This is a genomic window from Mesorhizobium sp. M0276 (assembly GCF_040321755.1).
Taxonomy (GTDB): Bacteria; Pseudomonadota; Alphaproteobacteria; order Rhizobiales; family Rhizobiaceae; genus Mesorhizobium.
In genome coordinates this window covers 16,480-32,634 of record NZ_JAMYSC010000043.1, presented here as the reverse complement: position 1 = coordinate 32,634, position 16,155 = coordinate 16,480, and the positions used below count along the sequence as shown (strand labels likewise).

The following is a 16,155-nucleotide window of genomic DNA, read 5'->3' as shown; positions in this document are numbered from 1 at the left end:
ACATATTTGGAGATCGCTCGCTAGGTTACCCCGTCTGTGAACCCTGCAAGCCGATGCTTCAGATGCCGCCCATGCAGAGATATTTCATTTCGAGGTAGTCCTCGAGGCCATGGCGGGATCCCTCCCGCCCGATCCCGGACTGTTTTATCCCACCGAACGGCGCCGCTTCCGAAGACATCCGGCCGGTATTTACCCCGACCATTCCATATTCCAAGGCCTCGGCGACACGCCAGACACGCTTCAGGTTAGAGGCATAAAAATAGGCCGCGAGGCCGTAGATCGTTTCATTGGCATCACGGACGACCTGATCCGCATCCTTGAAGCGAATAATCGGTGCGAGCGGCCCGAATGTCTCTTGTCGCGCGACGGTCATCTCGCTGGTGACACCGGTCAGGACCGTTGGTTGGAAAAAAGTGCCATTCGTGCCGATGCGTTTGCCCCCGCATCGAATTGTGCCGCCTTTAGCTACGGCATCGGCAATATGGGATTCAATCTTGGCCAAAGCCTGCTTGTCGATAAGGGGTCCGATGTCCACTCCGGGCGCGAAACCGTCACCAACTTGAAGTTGGCGAGCCCGTTCCACGAATTTCTCGACGAACTCGTCGTGAACGCCCGACTGGACGTAAAGGCGGTTCGCTGAAACGCAGGTCTGGCCGGCATTGCGGTACTTCGCCTGGATCGCACCGTCAACTGCGGCATCGATATCCGCATCATCGAACACGATGAAAGGTGCATTGCCGCCGAGCTCTAGGCTGACTTTTTTGATCTGGTCCGAGCACTGGCGCATGAGTAGGCGCCCGATCTCAGTAGACCCGGTGAAGCTGATCTTGCGGACCTTGGGATTTGTGCAAAGTTCGCGGCCGACCGCGTCACCTTCGGATGCATAGATCAGGTTGACGACGCCTTCGGGAAAGCCTGCCTGATGGGCGAGGGCGAACATTGCTCCAGCCACGAGCGGCGTCTGTTCAGCGGGCTTGAGGACGATCGTGCAGCCCGCTGCCAAGGCTGGCGAGATTTTGCGCGCCACCATCGAGGCCGGGAAATTCCATGGCGTTATCGTGCCGACGACCCCGATGGGCTGCTTGATCACCAACATTCGGCGGTCCGTCGATGGTGCGGAGATTGTCTCGCCATAGACGCGATTTGCCTCCTCGGCGTACCATTGCAGATACGCCGCAGCATGCGATATCTCCGATTTGGCCTCTGCAAGCGGCTTGCCCATCTCCGCGGTGAGAATTGCAGCGAGATCGTCGGCGTGGTCGATGATCAACTGATGCCATCGCCATAGAACGTCGCTGCGCTCACGGGCGGTAAACCCTGCCCATCCAGGCTGCGCGACATAGGCCTTGTCGATCGCAGCGCATGTCTCCTCGACACCCATGTCGGGTAGTTCTGCCAGCACTTCGCCGGTCGACGGGTTGAGGACCTCGAATGTCCGCTCGCTAATCCGCGTCCCAAGTGCCGGCAGGCGATCAATGGGTCCAAACAGGTCGGGGCATCTCAGGTGACGGATCATCGGCAGGCACAGGGGCAATACCGGATTCCTCCTCAACGCAGCAGGTGTATATAGCAGGTGCGGTGTGTATTACGGACGTCCAAGTTCCTTATAGGGCCTCGGCCAGACAGCTAGCAGACCACGGCACCCAAAATGGAAAGGGAGAATACCGTGAAATCGCTAGAAGATGCCTCGCGGTTCTACTAGTCGGGCTCGGCCGGTCAGGTTGCGCGGGGGCAGGATCGGCCCGCGCGCATAGGTCTTAGTGGCCAGCGCCTTCACCCTCTCAGGCTCTGCCTCGTAGGCCACCACCAGCACGGCGTTGTTCGGTCGGCAGGTATTTGTTGTAGATCGTGAATGCGTCGGTGCCGTTCAGCTTCTCCATCTCCTGCATCCAGCCGTTGACCGCAATGCGTAGGGCTGATTCGGCCGCAACGTCGCGTTGACCTCCTCGTCCAGCAGACCTGAGGGTTCGTCTCTCTGCGCCAACGGCGCTCCTCCAGGATCACGTTTCGCTCGTTCTCGATATCATCGTAGTTGAGGATGAGGTTGAACATGCGATCGGCCTCGAAGCCCATTATCTCGCCCAAAGCGAGTCATAGGCGGTGAGGGCGGTATTGTAGCCGCCGCTGACTGAGACGGCTCGGTCGAACTCGCTGTCGGCACGGTTGGTGGTCGCCTTGAAGATCAGACGCTCGAGGAAATGGGCAAGATTTGCCGGGTGGCTCGTCGGCGCTGCCGACCTTGTACCAGACCATATGAGTGACGATCGGCGCGCGGTGATCGGGGATGTCGACCCTTCCATGCCATTGTCGAGCAGGAAATCCGCGATCTTGCCGCCGTCGGTGGCGGCCAGAGCCGGAGCGGTCGTCACCAGGGCCAGGGCGGTGGCGGTGAACGCCTTGCGCAGCTAGGGGGGCGATCGATGGCTCCGGTTGGCAAGGCAAGGTTCGAGGCAAAGTGATTTGTTCCTCATTCTGATGAACGCGCTGCGTCTTCGCCTCCTCGTGGGAGGATCGGCGGGCAGCGCCGAGCCAGATGAATCATGGGGCCAGGGCTCATTCGAGCCTCACCTTCGGATGGACCCAGGAGACCTGCGGCGGTGTTCTTGGGGAGGTGGTCATTGGAGGGATTTTCCTTGGTCCGCGACGTCTTGCGGACGACCAAGCATGCACCGTGCCAGATCAGAAAACCATTCGAGGCATGTGGACAAGTCGGGTCTGACATGTTTCGCATCCGACATTGTGGGCCATCGAACAGGGCTGAAGGCGACGCGAGCACGGCTGAGAGTATCTTCTTCTTTCGGAAGACGATGAGGCGCGCTGCCGGGGAGGGGTACAGGATGCGCTTCGAAGGCCGCTGCACTGATGGTCAGAGTTGAGATGTTGTCGCTCCAGCGGACCGATGTCCTCGACAGTCAGACCGGGCGGTGCTGAAGGGTAGAGGCGTGAGTAGCGTAGCCTAAGTCGGGCGCGGAGCCTGCTCGCGCGCGAAGACGGACCTGATCAAAAAAACGGCGAGTGGCGACATTCGCGAGGCGCTGGAAAACGAGATCGTATGGCTCGGGCGGGAAAAACGATGCCGTTGCTCTCTTCTGGCGTGATGGCCTCACGGGACATTGGTCAACGTGAGAAACAACCGTCGAGCTCGCGGTGGGGGCATGCAGGCACATTTGTCGCTGCAGGACAGCAGCACGGAAGCTGTCCGCGTTTGCCGTAGTCCCTGGGCACCAAACAGGAGAATTAGCAGTCGCGATTGATTTCATGTGCGTAAAATGCCGCCTGGTGCGCCCGGTTTGCCGGCGAACAGATTTTGCCTTCCTTTCGGCTGCAAATGCATGCCTGGCGGGTGGTCGCTTAGGTCAAGAGCATCGCGTGAGTAACAGCCTGACCTTGCTCAATCTGATGCGCGCTAACCGCCTCGCCGGATTGTGGAACTGCTCGCGGGTGGCTTCTACCACAAACAGCAAGGTCATGAAATCAAGCAGGAAGTCGTCAATCGCTTGGGCGATTGTTTCTGACTTGCCCTTGAACTGGTCCAGCAAAACGCGCGCGCTATCGATCGCTTCCACGCTGGTGGCATCGATCAACCCCTCGACCCTCTTGAAACAATCCAACCCGAAACTCCTTAAGGCGCTCCCAAGGTGTTATGCACGAAGGCAGATCCGTGAACTACCCGGCCTTTGACCTGGCGGCACGAGCAGCGGTCGGCCTTACGTCCCACGCCTCCAAACACGAGCCATCGACGTGGCGCTGAGGAGCGTTGGAAGAAATCGGGCGCTTCCGGCGAGGATATGCTCGAGCGGTAGTGTAGGACAGTGCTTGCTGGCGACCACCGCCACAATGGAGTGCGCCAGCTGATCGTGGCTTAACAATTTTTCGCTTTTTGCTGCGCCCAAGTCTCGGCTATGACTCGGACAGGCCTAATGGCCTGCCCACGTTGCATTGTAAAAGAAGGAACAAGTATATGCCGACTGGAACGGTAAAGTGGTTCAACAGCACCAAGGGGTTTGGATTTATCCAGCCCGACAATGGCGGTCCGGATGTTTTCGTCCACATTTCCGCTGTCGAACGCGCGGGCCTCTCGACCCTCGCTGACGGCCAGAAAATCAACTATGAGATCGAGCAGGATCGCCGCACTGGCAAGTCCTCCGCTGGCAGCCTGAGCAAAGCTGGTTGAAATTTTCTCCTGCGTCCTGGCAAGAGCAGGCACGTAGGTCCGGAGGTCCTCACGGCCGCTCGATAGGGGCGAGCAAAAACTGAGGGCAGCAGATTGCTGCAGGCGTCGCGAACTCCTCATGAAACAAAGTTGTTTGAAAGGAAGGCGGGGTTGGGCCCGCCTTCTTATATGACGCGCAGATTAAGCCGATGGCTGCAACGCTCCAGAACGAATCTCGATTGCCGAAATCAAGCCGCGACCTTCTTGCGGGTTCGCTTCGTCGGCGCAGGCTCCGGCGCTTCCGGCGCCTTCGGTTTGCGGCCGAGCCCCATCGTCTTGGCCAATGACGAGCGCGCCGCGGCGTAGTTCGGTGCGACCATGGGATAATCCGCCGGCAGGCCCCATTTGGCCCGATATCCATCCGGCGTCAGCCCATAGTGGGTCGACAGATGGCGCTTTAGCGATTTGAATTTCTTCCCGTCCTCAAGGGAGATGATGTAGTCCGGTGTCACCGATTTCCTGATCGGGACTGCAGGCGTAAGGGCAACCGGCTCTTGCGCAGAGACACCTCCGGCCGTCGCTCTCAGAGCCGCATGCACTTGGCCGATGAGGGCAGGGAGATCCCCCACCGGGATCGGATTGTGGGAGACATAGGCCGACACGACATCGGCGGCAAGCTCAATGAGGGTGTCGACGTTCTTTCCGGCTTCTTCTGTCATGAAACTCTCCAGGCGGTGAAACATAGTCAGCGAAGCGTCGCTTCATAGGGCCGGTTGCCGCTGAAAGCAACAATGCTCGACAGCGTTATTGCCAATGCTCGTCCAGAAGCGACATCGATGCGCCATATTTCCCGTCGTGACGCTGAGCCACTCGTTGTTGGCGACCCTGCCGAGGTGCGTGGCGCGTCCCGGCTGTAACTTTGCGTCGAAGTTGCTAGTGGTCTTGAGCCTAAGCGCGGTTTTTTGGCTCGATATTACTTCTTTTGACTGTGAAATCGAGGGATCGTGATCGCTTGCTGGTGGCATCAGGGACGATGGACGTTCATTGGCCATGGCCAAATGTAAGTTCATCGCCCGGTGAGCCGCTCTTCCAAGGGGCTGGGAACCGCCGCTGGTAACCAAGGACATCAATGTATTTCGAGGCGTTTCTTAACCGGTCCTCGAGAGACGGCAATCGCTGCGGACGACACCTGTTCCACGATTCGAACAGCGCGGCGACACAGGCAGCTTCTCGAATCTGGAGCGGCTTCTCGCAAGTTGGCGCCGCGCCGAGAGGCCGGGCAAGGACAGTGCGTCGCCTGCTTCAATCATACGCGTCAACCAGCCAGCGACGCTGTCCCATACGAATCCCGCGACCGGCCGTGTGATCTCGCCGGTAGTCGCCCCGGCCCTCTGCACGAAGCCTCGGGATGTGCTGATGATCAACCAGGCCACAAAGGTCGACGTCCTGAAGCAGGGATCACATCAGTTTGCCACTATGCGCAGGCTTGCCATGCGCTTCCGCGGCATTTTGCGGGGCCTGTGAATTGGGCAAGCTCGACACTTCGATCGACGTGGCGTCAACTCCGGGTCCGTCGCCATCACGCGTTTCGGTCGGGTCCTACGCCGTGACGCTGACGCCGTTCGCGATGCCATTGAACTACCGTGGAGCAACGGCCAGGCGGAAGGGCTGATCAACCGCCTGAAGACGATTAAACGTACCATTGGGCAGAGCGGGGTGCGAACTCATTAGGGCACGCATGCTGCCACTCAGCCGGCCTGATCACCACAAAGCGAGGAAGAACCTAGTCAAGTGCAAAGCGACAATTGCCTCGACAGCGGGTCCCGGAAGGTTTATGCTGCCCAATGTTACCGCAATCCGGAATGGCGATTGAGTACCTTCACGAGTGAAGGGAGTGAAACTTCTTTGTCGGCCAAATTGTTGACGGAACGCCCGGCGCCCATTGTTGCTACATGTCTAGATTCTTGGGGTGTTTTGGATGATGCAATCCACCATCTCACTCCAAAGGGCAGTGGAATCTGGAACAATGTCGCTTTTGTTCGCACGACATCCTTCGTGCCCGATTGGCATATCGTCTTTAACTCTGCTTCTCTTTTCGGGCTCCCTGTTGATATCGAGGCGAGCCCAAACAGGACAATTTTTGCAATCGGCGAACCGCCGACGAAAGCTCATCGCGCGTTTCATGAAGGGCAGGGGAAAAATACTATCGTCCTGACGTGTGACGCAGAGCTGGCTGCTCGGCAGAATGCAGCGCGCCGATTCGTTTTGTCTCCACCTATCACTCGGTCTTGGTCTGTAAACAAGACATATGACCAACTTCTGGTCAGCGAAGTCGTGGATAAGCCGCTTCGGCTCTCATGGATTACCAGTGACATCGCCCTGCTTAAAGGACATCGATATCGGCTGGCGTTTCTGGAACGGCTGAGAAAGGAACTCGATTTTGACCTGTTCGGCCGAGGTTTTCGGCTGATTGGAGATAAATGGAACGCACTCGCACCTTACCGTTACAGTATAGCGTTCGAGAATACTCGTGCTGATTACTATTTTACAGAGAAGCTTATGGACTGCTTCGTTGCTGAAACAATGCCGATCTATTACGGCAGCCCGGCAATCACGAGGTTCTTCCCTTCGGACTCTATGGTTCTGATTGACCCAGAGGACAAGAACGTAATCCCAAAAATTCAAGAAATCATCGACTCGGACCTCTGGAAGGAACGTCGCGGCGCAATAAGAGAGGCGAAGCGGTTGGTCCTCGAGAAATACAATACGTTTGCTTATCTCGCGAGCTTCATCGAAAGCGTTCAGGATAAACCCTTACCGCCGGAAATTATACACATCGATTCGCCTGAGGTCGATTTTGGATTAGACGAATGAAGTACTCCAACGCTCGCTTGGCGTGCCCGGCGGTCGGTGGTCTGGCGAGATCGGTACGAACGCTCGGCGGAGAATGCCTGCCGCAAACTGGCCGGCACGGGCGCACGAGGTCATGCGCCCCCGGCTGCCGCTGATCAGACGAACTGGGGAAGGCCAGGAACGGAATTGAGGACCTCGTCCACGAGTTCGTCGCCGGCATGTTCCTTGGCGCAGGCGATCATCTCGTTGGCGAGACCGGCGATCTTTGCCATGCTGAGACCCTCACTCATCAATTGCTGGCCGAGCCCCATAAGGCCGCCACCCTCTGGGTCGTCGCCATGATACTTCGCTACTAGTTCCGAAGCTCCCGGAATGGCCTCGATCATGCGCGCAACGGGACCGTCGGCCGCGTGGCTTTGCAGGAAACCCAGCATTAACCCAACGCCCTTCTCTGCGAGAGCCGGGCCGATGCCGGCACCAGTGGCGATGCGCGGTAAGAATTCTTCCATGCAGGGTCTCTCTCTCTTTAATGAGGTTTACCGGCGCCGGTCCGGCGCCCCGCGCCCTTAGCCGAACCACAATTGAACTCCACAAAAATAGGCCGGCGGAAGTGCTATTGCGCGTAAAACCGCCTCTGTCAACGCAAGCTGCGTCGGACGTGCGTGTTTCGCAACCGAAGATCATTCCAATTCACTTCATTACGCATTGGCGACCGCACAGTTTGCGGTGGCTCGCTTATGGGCCAATGCCCCGCGTCCGTCAAATGATGACGACAACGTGGTTATCTCCTAGGATCTGTGGATCAAGGTGTGAGGCAGTTGCAGCCGGTGGACCTGCTCAAGCGCCGCGCCGGCACAAGGGCTAGATTGGCGATACTGCGCGTGTTGGCCATGTCTTTCCTCGCGTGATGGGATGTTCGTAGAAGCGGAGCTATATGCCGGTGTGACGATCGACAAGGCGGACCGGCTATTCCGATAGGACATCCATAATGTCGCATAGACCGTCGCTGCTTAGGTATTGAAACCGCCATCGCTGGTGACATCACAATGTGCAGTCGGCGGGTGTCGATAAGGTCGATTCACGCAATCAGCAGGTCCGGAGGAACGAATGAACCCTGAGGTTTCAGAAGCTCACTTTTCGCAAGGCGTGCAGCGCACATCGTGCAAGAGATAGCCATTCTTGCGGATGCTATCGAGTTTCTCAACGATGGCGGGAAGATCGCAGTGACCGAATCTACGAAGCCGCCCCAGGGCGTGCTTTGATGCATACAAACGGTTGCCGAGCAGGGCTACTCCTCCTCCCTGAAGTCCAATCGAGAAGAGCGATCACTTCCAAGAGGGTCCCAGCTCAGCCGCGAAAACAGGTGTCAGACCCCGATCCTTTCCCTCAGCTGATCTAGCTCAGGGCGTTCATGAGCCGCAGATCGCATAGTGGCTGCGTGCACGACGCAGGAAGACCATTTATGAAAATCCTATTCAGAACGATGGCTGTCACCTTGCTGGCACCCACCGCCTTTGCTGCGGAATCGATCCCCACCGACCTCAGAGATACGGCATTGGCCACCTTCAGGGCTTTGCCATCCACCACGCCGACAGTCGCCAACAACCCGATCACCCCGGAAAAGATCGCTCTCGGCAAGGCACTGTTCTTCGATCCACGCGTCTCGGCGTCAGGCGTCTTGTCGTGCAACTCGTGCCACAACCTGGCCACCGGCGGCGACGACAATCACGAAACCTCGATCGGCCACGGTTGGCAGAAGGGACAGCGCAACGCGCCGACTGTACTGAACGCTGTCTTCAACATCGCCCAGTTCTGGGATGGTCGTGCCGAAGACCTGAAGGCTCAGGCAAAGGGACCGGTCCAAGCCGGGATCGAAATGGCCAATACACCGGGCCAAGTCATCGCCACGCTCAAGTCCATGCCGCAATATGTCGAGTGGTTCGATGCAGCTTTTCCGGCTGAAGCCGATCGGGTCACCTTCGACAACTTCGCCAAGGCGATCGAAGCCTTCGAGGCGACACTGGTCACACCGGCCCCGTTCGACAGCTTCCTGAATGGTGATGAGCTTGCTATGACTCCCGAACAGAAACAGGGCCTGGCGCTTTTCATGGACAAAGGCTGCTCGTCCTGCCATGCCGGCATCAACGTTGGTGGGCAAGCCAATTACCCATTCGGCCTCGTGGAACAGCCCAGCGCCGAGGTCCTGCCGGAAAAAGACAAGGGCCGATTTGCGGTCACCAATGCAGCCGATGACTACTATGTTTTCCGCGTGGCGCCGCTGCGCAACGTTGCACTCACCGCGCCATACTTTCATTCGGGCAAGGTTTGGGATCTGAAACAGGCCGTCGCCATCATGGGGACCACCCAGCTTGGCGTAGTACTGGCGGACGAAGAAGTTGATCTGCTTGTTGCCTTCCTCAACTCGCTGACCGGAGAGGCACCCGAGGTCGCCTATCCCATCTTACCCTCCGAAACGGCGACAACGCCCCGGCCTGTAACGCAGATCTTAGGAAAATAAGGGCCAGCTGGCTGCGGACGTCGCAATCGAAAATGAGTGCGACTTTTACTTGGGCGACACGGAATTGCGACGTCCATCTCCGAATTGGCGGGACGCTAGCGATACCCGAAACCTGCCACCGCGCCCGTAGTCTGCGCGCATCAACTGGGGGCTGACAGACGCAGCACCATATATTGCCGCCGCCTGAGCGAACGCGCCAAGCAGTCTACTTTAAGAAACGACACGTGTACGATTTGTTCAAGGCGCGGGGCCTGTATGTTCCCAAGGAACCAATATTATGCGTGGTGCCACATTTATATTTCTGCGGGATTAGGACACGTGCCGAAGGAAAATTGCACATTTTCGCCGGTGCTTATTTCCAAGAGTGGGACCGGTTTGGCATATTCACGGCCCACATGCGCCAGCCCGGTAGCTCACCACACGGTGAGGAAGGAGAAGCCTCAGGCCTGCACTTTCTCCCGGAGCGCGCGCGCTGCAGCGACCATGTTCATGAGGGCAGGGCGGACCTCCTCCCATTTGCGTGTTTTGAGGCCACAGTCCGGGTTTACCCACAGTTGGCCGTCGGACAGTCGCTCGCGGGCAAGCATGATTAGGTCCGAAATCTCGCCGACCTCCGGCACACGTGGTGAGTGAATGTCATAGACGCCGGGACCGATTTCGTTCGGATATTTCGAGCTCGTGAAGGCGTCCAGCAGTTCCATCTTCGAGCGCGACGTCTCAATCGAAATGACATCCGCATCCATTCCAGCGATCGCGTCGATGATCTCGTTGAACTCCGAATAGCACATGTGGGTATGGATTTGAGTCGCGTCCTTTACACCCGTTGAAGCGATCCGGAAGCATTCGACAGCCCAGTCGAGATAGACTTTCCAGTCAGATTGGCGCAGTGGCAATCCTTCGCGAAACGCGGCCTCATCGATCTGGATCAACCTTGCGCCGGACTTTTCGAGATCCGTCACTTCGTCGCGGATGGCGAGCGCGATCTGGCGGCAGGATTCGGAGCGGGGTACGTCGTCGCGAACAAAAGACCAGTTGAGAATGGTGACTGGGCCCGTGAGCATTCCCTTCACGGGCTTTTCCGTAAGCGACTGGGCGAATTGCCACCAGCGCACTGTCATCGGATCTTGGCTTTCCGCGTGAGGTAACCTGAATCCGGCGGATCAGCCCGCTGTCTGCCCAATGGTCATGGGGATTGGAAAGGGAAGCCGGTTCGGTCAGGTAGCTTTCGGAGCTTCTGTAACGTAGCATCTTCGGGCGACTGGCGAAGATCAGCGCGGAGCTCGGCTACGGCGAGTGCCGCCCCTTGTCTCGCAGCGTCCGTCAGCATGTCACGCAATTGCGTGCTGGTCAGCACCAGCGCTTGCAGGGCTTCCATAAGCCGTACTTTCTTTTGGTGGGATTTGCAGCCGAAATCGCCGTTGGTTCATTGCGTCACAGTCAAAAAATGACGTTAAGCGCTGATGTCAGAAAAATCCGCGGTAAAAAGGCGTTTCAGAATTGCTTCCCTTCGTCGATAAGCTTCATGATCTTAGTAGCGGCCTCTTTGAATCTAGGTTTCGACGCGAGTGCCTTTATTCGCCCTGTTGCCTGCTCGTAGTCAAGAAATGGCTCGATATTTTCTCTAGACAGCACCGTGACGATTCCCCTATCACTGCTGTTGATCTGAGAGGTTAGCCCTTCAAGAGTTTGTAAAAGCCCCTCGTCCGATTTGCTGTGAGTGCCCAACAACCGCCGGGGGCCTTCCCCATCGCCGGCTTGCTGCCATGCGAAGAGAAGGCTTAGCGGGCGAGGGGAGTGCAAAATGTGTTTGAGGGTCATTGCATTGTACCGCGAGAGCATGATGCGGATAGCATCATCCACCTGCTGCTCCGTTGCCAATACCCAGTCGCTCTCGTTACGACTCCGATCTCCGAACCGGCCATGGGCAAAAATCTCATGCCGAAACACAAAAGTAAGCCATCCGATTGCAGCGCCCTCTGCGAACATGTCACGGGTTGTGGTACTGCGTTGAGCGGGTTTCAGCCGCGCCAAAAGCAGGGCTACGAGCGGAAGCGTCCTGTCCCACAATGAACTGAAAGCAAACCCGTCGAACGGACGAAGACGGTATGCCTCGTCCATGCTGTTCGCCAAGGCCATAAGCAGGTTTCGACATTGCTTCCCGTCTAACAGTTCGTAGGCGCCACCTTTCATCCGCTTGATCATCAAGTCAGCCTTGGTGAGAGTTCCGGCCGCATTTTGGCTTTGCAACGTCAACAGCACCGCTGTCGTTTTATCGGGACCAACTGTCAGTGCGTCCCGCAAGGCATCGAAATCACTTTGCGTCAGAGCGTGGGATGGTGTGGCCATCGCGAAGTAGAACCTGTAGTGGTCGGGGCTGGCCAGGCGCCGACCTTGAATCGCCTCATCTCTCGTTCGGTCGTCAACTCTTTCGAAAAGCTGGAATGCAGGTCCGGCTTTTGAGAAGTTCGGGGTAACGCCAGCAAGCTGTTCTGAGAAAGCATGCCGATAGAGATGGTCATCAAAGACGTTTTTACCGGCTGCGGCCTCAAGTGAATCCACCTGCTGGCTTTTCTCCGCTTCATCCACCCGGGCCGTTCCCAAGGACAGGGCCGCCGCCGTTCCGCAGTATTCTTCGGTCCATCGATACAACGCCGGATTGCCGTCTTTAATCAGCTGCAGCCAGACCAGATCCGCCAGATCGGCGCCAATTTCCCGGAGAGGGGGCCAAAAGAAACGAACTGAATCTAATGCCCGAACCACCGATCTGGGAGTCCGCAATTGCCGGCCGCCCTCGTGATCGATGACCTTGCGTAGCCGCTCGCGCTCGTCCTCATCCTTAGCTGTTCCAATTTGTTGTAGTGCCTCGGCAAACCACTGGCGTAATTGGAAAGCTTCCGGCTTGGGCACCATCACGGTCAGTTGGACGATCTTCTCGAGAAAAGCCCCGCCGTTCTGGACACTGGCGGCTTCCTGAATGCTATGTGCCAGCACTTCGCTATCGTAGCAGAGCAGATAGATTACGTTCGGAAGATCGACAACAGACCTTACCAGGCGCAGAATTTCCAAAATTTCAGTTGGTTCCAACCGATCCACGTCATCAATGGTGACGACAAAACGGTGACCAAGATCGCGCAACGACGCGACAAGTTGGTCCTTGAGAGTGGCCAACTGAGGATCGGCTTGTTTTCCGGCCATGTCGCCTGCAGCTTTCAGGCCTTTGCCCGCGAACTTAATCGCGCCAATCCCTGCAAAATCCCCTGCAACTTCAATGAGTCCTCCAGCCTTGCTTAATCCGCCCATGAAGCTGCGCAGGGCTTTGCCGGCGTTTTTAGCCTTTTTGATTGAGATTGGCGTAGCGTCCCCAGCTGCGAGAGCCAGTCGATCCAACTGGTTGGAAAACTCGCCGAAAAGGCCAACGATCAGGGCGTCCCGATTGCCGATCAGCCAAGGTCGAAAATGAATGACTGTCGGCCTTCCCTCGGGAGGTAGGTTGCCGAGCTCATCGCCGACCAAAAATAGCAGGCTCGATTTTCCAGAACCCCAAGCCCCCTCAAGTCCGACGACTAGGCCGTCCTCAGATGCCCGGTCGACCAATGACGTAGCAATACGCTTGGCCACCCCTCGGAAGCCAAGTTTATCTTGATCGCCCGCGCCTAAGGCGCGGTCGCCTCGTACCGAGTAACTTTCAGAAGATGACATGGTATAATCTAGCCTGATATCGATGGAGATTTGTATCTTATTTCATCGGCTAAAGGGTTAAGTATTCGTCGTCGGAGCCTATATGCCGAGCAGGGCGCCGAGTCTTTCGGTGACGGGGCGCAAGGGATCGACGAGACCAAGGTCGTAGATCATGGTCGTTTCCAGATTTCCCTTGTGGTCGACGTAGTGGGATATGGCTTCGTGCGACACGCCCTGGCGGGTCAGCATGAGGAGATCGCAATCCGCTTAAGATCGTAGAGCTGGAAATACTCCGGCACACCGGGGAGGGCCTTAAATCGCTCCAGCCCCTTACGGAAATTGTCGCGGGGCTTGGTCTGGTCGGTATGGGACGGGAACAGCAGCTTACTTTCGGGCCAGCGAGGCGCTGGGCCTGCACCATGTCGGCAACCCGGGAATGGATCGGCACCGAACGATAGGCATACTCGTAAAGCTGAGCTTCTGGAAATTGCCGGTGACGATCTGGATGACGGTGAATGCCGTCAAGGCAAGCACGCGTTGCACCGCTCCTCCAGCGAGCTTCACGGCAGCAGCATGGGTCAGTTCTCCGGAGCGAATGGCTGTTGCTATCAGCGAGCTTTGACACAGTTCCGCCACTGCGATCATCGCGTCAGTAGGCGTCTGGTTAGTTGCCCGCGCATCTACAGCAACCCAGCCCGTTCCGCCTCGCGGCGCAAATTCTGCCTTGGCCTTGGGCCGATCTGCTGGATCACCAGGCCGGCCGCCAGCGAGCCAAGGTCGCCGCAGGTCTTGAGGTTGCGGCCCTGCGTGTAGCCATGCAGGAAACCGGCGGCGTAGAGGTCGCCGGCGCCGGTGGTGTCGACCAGTTCGCGGATCGTCGTCGCCTGGATGACCATGGTCTCGTCGCCGCGCACGATCACCGAGCCTTTTTCCGAGCGTGTGACGGCGGTGATCTTGCAGTCCTTGCGGATCTGCGCCACCGCTTCGTCGAAGGACGAGGTCTGGTAGAGCGACTTGGTCTCGTGGCTGTTGGCAAAGACGATGTCGACCGTGCCCGAGCGCATCAGTTCGAGGAACTCGTCGCGGTAGCGGTCGACGCAAAACGAATCCGACAGTGTCATCGAAACTTCGCGGCCCGCCGCGTGAGCCAGTTTCGCGGTCTGCCGGATCGCCTCCTTGGCGCGCGGCGGATCCCACAGATAGCCCTCGAAATAGGTGACCTTGGCGCCGGAAGCCTTGTCGGGTTCGACATCTTCCGGCCCGAGCTCGATGCAGGCGCCGAGATAGGTGTTCATCGAGCGTTCGCCGTCCGGGGTGACGAAGATCATCGAGCGTGCCGTCGGCGGCTCGCCCTTGAGCGGTTTGGTGTGGAAGGCGACGCCCTGCGCATGGATGTCGTGCGCATAGATTTCGCCCAGCGCATCGTTGGAGACCTTGCCGAAGAAAGCGGCGCGGCCGCCGAAGCTGGCAACGCCGGCCGCCGTGTTGCCGGCGCTGCCGCCGGAGGCTTCGATCGCCGGCCCCATGCGGCTGTAAAGCAGTTCGGCGCGCTTTGTGTCGATGAGGTTCATCGCACCCTTGATGATGCCGTTGGTTTCGAGGAATTCCTCGTCGCACTGGGCGATGATGTCGACAATGGCATTGCCGATGCAAAGCACGTCATATTTCGGCATCAATGTCTCCGCCAAAAACCCACCGGCTTTCTGGCATGCCGGGCGCGGGCGGGTCTGGCCAGTGGGAATGGGCTTTCCGCTTGCCAATCCGTTCGGCGCCAGCCCTCACGGGGCGGCAAGTCCTGCCTCGCGCCGCAATTCGTCGGCCCTGTCTGTCTTCTCCCAGGTGAAATCAGGCTCTTCACGGCCGAAATGGCCATAGGTCGCTGTATTGCGGTATATAGGGCGTAAGAGATCAAGCATCTTGATGATGCCTTTCGGTCTGAGATCGAACAACTCAAGAATGAGGCGCTCGATCCTGCTTTCCTCAACCCTGGCTGTCCCGAACGTGTTGACCATGACGGAAACCGGACTGGCCACGCCGATTGCGTAAGCAAGCTGCACTTCGCACACGTCCGCAAGTCCGCTAGCGACGATGTTCTTTGCGACATAGCGGGCTGCATAGGCAGCTGAGCGGTCAACCTTGGACGGGTCCTTGCCCGAGAAGGCGCCGCCGCCATGACGACCCATCCCGCCATAGGAATCGACGATGATCTTGCGTCCAGTGAGACCGCAGTCGCCGCGCGGCCCGCCGACTACGAACCGCCCCGTCGGGTTGACCAGAATTCTGATGCCTTCCGTCTCCAGGTGGGTCGGCAGGACAGGCTTTATGATTTCCTCAATGACGCCCTCGCGGACAGTCTCTTGCGAGACCTGCTCGTCATGTTGCGTCGACACGACGATGGTATCCAGGGCGACCGGGCGCAACCCCTCATAGCGCACTGAGACTTGGGATTTCATGTCAGGACGCAACCAGCCAAGCTGTGCCTTCCGGACATACGCCTGCCGTTTCGTCAAGCGATGAGCGAGCTGGATCGGCAAAGGCATCAGGGTATCGGTTTCGCGGCATGCGTAGCCGAACATGACGCCCTGATCTCCCGCTCCCTGCTGGAGGTCTTGCCCTCTTCCCTCGTCAACGCCTTGGCTGATGTCGGGCGACTGCTCGGTGAGGGCATGAACGACGGCGCAACGCCGGCCGTCAAAGCCGACGGCCTCGTCGTCGTACCCAATGTCGAGAATCGTATCGCGCGCAACTTGGCTATAATCCACCTGCGCCTCGGTGGTAATCTCGCCAGCCAGAACGACTATCCCTGATTTTACCAACGCTTCACAGGCGACGCGCGCCTTGGGATCTGTGCGGAGGATGGCATCGAGGATGGCATCCGAGATGTTGTCGGCCAACTTATCCGGGTGCCCCGCGCCAACCGATTCGGAAGAGAACACGAACTGCCTAGCCATGA

The 16,155-nt window shown here is 58.0% G+C and carries 11 protein-coding genes and 3 pseudogenes; 4 read left to right on the top strand and 10 right to left on the bottom strand.

The genetic code is table 11. From position 1 onward, the window contains the following. Positions 1-58: 58 nt before the first annotated feature. From NKJ01_RS27130 to NKJ01_RS27120, 3 genes and pseudogenes are all read right to left on the bottom strand, one after another. Entirely contained in the window at positions 59-1,516 is a 1,458-nt protein-coding gene (locus NKJ01_RS27130) for an NAD-dependent succinate-semialdehyde dehydrogenase (RefSeq protein WP_502905919.1), read from the bottom strand. Between the two features lie 174 nt (positions 1,517-1,690). Continuing rightward, a pseudogene (locus NKJ01_RS27125) lies at positions 1,691-2,405 on the bottom strand (M16 family metallopeptidase); the annotation flags it as partial. A 951-nt stretch (positions 2,406-3,356) separates the two neighbouring features. After that, positions 3,357-3,584, bottom strand: coding sequence for a hypothetical protein (locus tag NKJ01_RS27120; protein ID WP_245260682.1), 228 nt, complete (start codon positions 3,582-3,584; stop codon positions 3,357-3,359). A 377-nt stretch (positions 3,585-3,961) separates the two neighbouring features. On the opposite strand from NKJ01_RS27120, the gene NKJ01_RS27115 reads away from it, so the two are divergent. Beyond that, the gene (locus NKJ01_RS27115) at positions 3,962-4,174 is read left to right on the top strand and encodes a cold-shock protein (protein ID WP_023679670.1); all 213 of its coding nucleotides are present in this window, start codon (positions 3,962-3,964) and stop codon (positions 4,172-4,174) included. A 227-nt stretch (positions 4,175-4,401) separates the two neighbouring features. Here the strand turns inward: NKJ01_RS27115 and NKJ01_RS27110 are convergent, their stop codons facing one another. Further along, positions 4,402-4,872 (bottom strand): Ros/MucR family transcriptional regulator, encoded by a 471-nt coding sequence (locus NKJ01_RS27110; protein WP_352732701.1) that lies wholly within the window; start codon positions 4,870-4,872, stop codon positions 4,402-4,404. A gap of 398 nt (positions 4,873-5,270) precedes the next feature. Between NKJ01_RS27110 and NKJ01_RS36520 the strand changes: the two are divergent. Both NKJ01_RS36520 and NKJ01_RS27100 read left to right on the top strand, forming a co-directional pair. Then, positions 5,271-5,900: pseudogene (locus NKJ01_RS36520) on the top strand (transposase); the annotation flags it as partial. A gap of 122 nt (positions 5,901-6,022) precedes the next feature. Further along, on the top strand, positions 6,023-7,027 hold the full coding sequence (locus tag NKJ01_RS27100) for a glycosyltransferase family 10 domain-containing protein (protein ID WP_352732698.1): 1,005 nt from the start codon (positions 6,023-6,025) through the stop codon (positions 7,025-7,027). A gap of 134 nt (positions 7,028-7,161) precedes the next feature. Here NKJ01_RS27100 and NKJ01_RS27095 read toward each other — a convergent pair whose 3' ends face one another. Then, the gene (locus NKJ01_RS27095; protein WP_352732695.1) at positions 7,162-7,515 is read right to left on the bottom strand and encodes a hypothetical protein; all 354 of its coding nucleotides are present in this window, start codon (positions 7,513-7,515) and stop codon (positions 7,162-7,164) included. 953 nt (positions 7,516-8,468) lie between these two features. On the opposite strand from NKJ01_RS27095, the gene NKJ01_RS27090 reads away from it, so the two are divergent. Continuing rightward, positions 8,469-9,524 carry a cytochrome-c peroxidase gene (locus tag NKJ01_RS27090; protein WP_352732692.1) on the top strand — a complete coding sequence of 352 codons (1,056 nt, stop codon included), beginning with the start codon at positions 8,469-8,471 and terminating at the stop codon, positions 9,522-9,524. A 440-nt stretch (positions 9,525-9,964) separates the two neighbouring features. On the opposite strand, the pseudogene NKJ01_RS27085 reads toward NKJ01_RS27090, so the two are convergent. From NKJ01_RS27085 to metK, 5 genes and pseudogenes are all read right to left on the bottom strand, one after another. After that, positions 9,965-10,651 (bottom strand): annotated as a pseudogene (locus NKJ01_RS27085) (5-methyltetrahydropteroyltriglutamate--homocysteine S-methyltransferase); the annotation flags it as partial. 364 nt (positions 10,652-11,015) lie between these two features. Continuing rightward, complete coding sequence (locus tag NKJ01_RS27080; protein WP_352732689.1) at positions 11,016-13,223, bottom strand: KAP family P-loop NTPase fold protein; 2,208 nt, start codon at positions 13,221-13,223, stop codon at positions 11,016-11,018. Positions 13,224-13,301: 78 nt separating this feature from the next. Next, positions 13,302-13,451, bottom strand: a complete 150-nt coding sequence (locus NKJ01_RS27075) for a hypothetical protein (RefSeq protein ID WP_023778352.1) — start codon at positions 13,449-13,451, stop codon at positions 13,302-13,304. 431 nt (positions 13,452-13,882) lie between these two features. Continuing rightward, entirely contained in the window at positions 13,883-14,875 is a 993-nt protein-coding gene (locus NKJ01_RS27070; protein ID WP_352732686.1) for an adenosine kinase, read from the bottom strand. Between the two features lie 105 nt (positions 14,876-14,980). Next, the gene (metK, locus tag NKJ01_RS27065; RefSeq protein WP_352732736.1) at positions 14,981-16,153 is read right to left on the bottom strand and encodes a methionine adenosyltransferase; all 1,173 of its coding nucleotides are present in this window, start codon (positions 16,151-16,153) and stop codon (positions 14,981-14,983) included. Between the last annotated feature and the right edge of the window lie 2 nt (positions 16,154-16,155).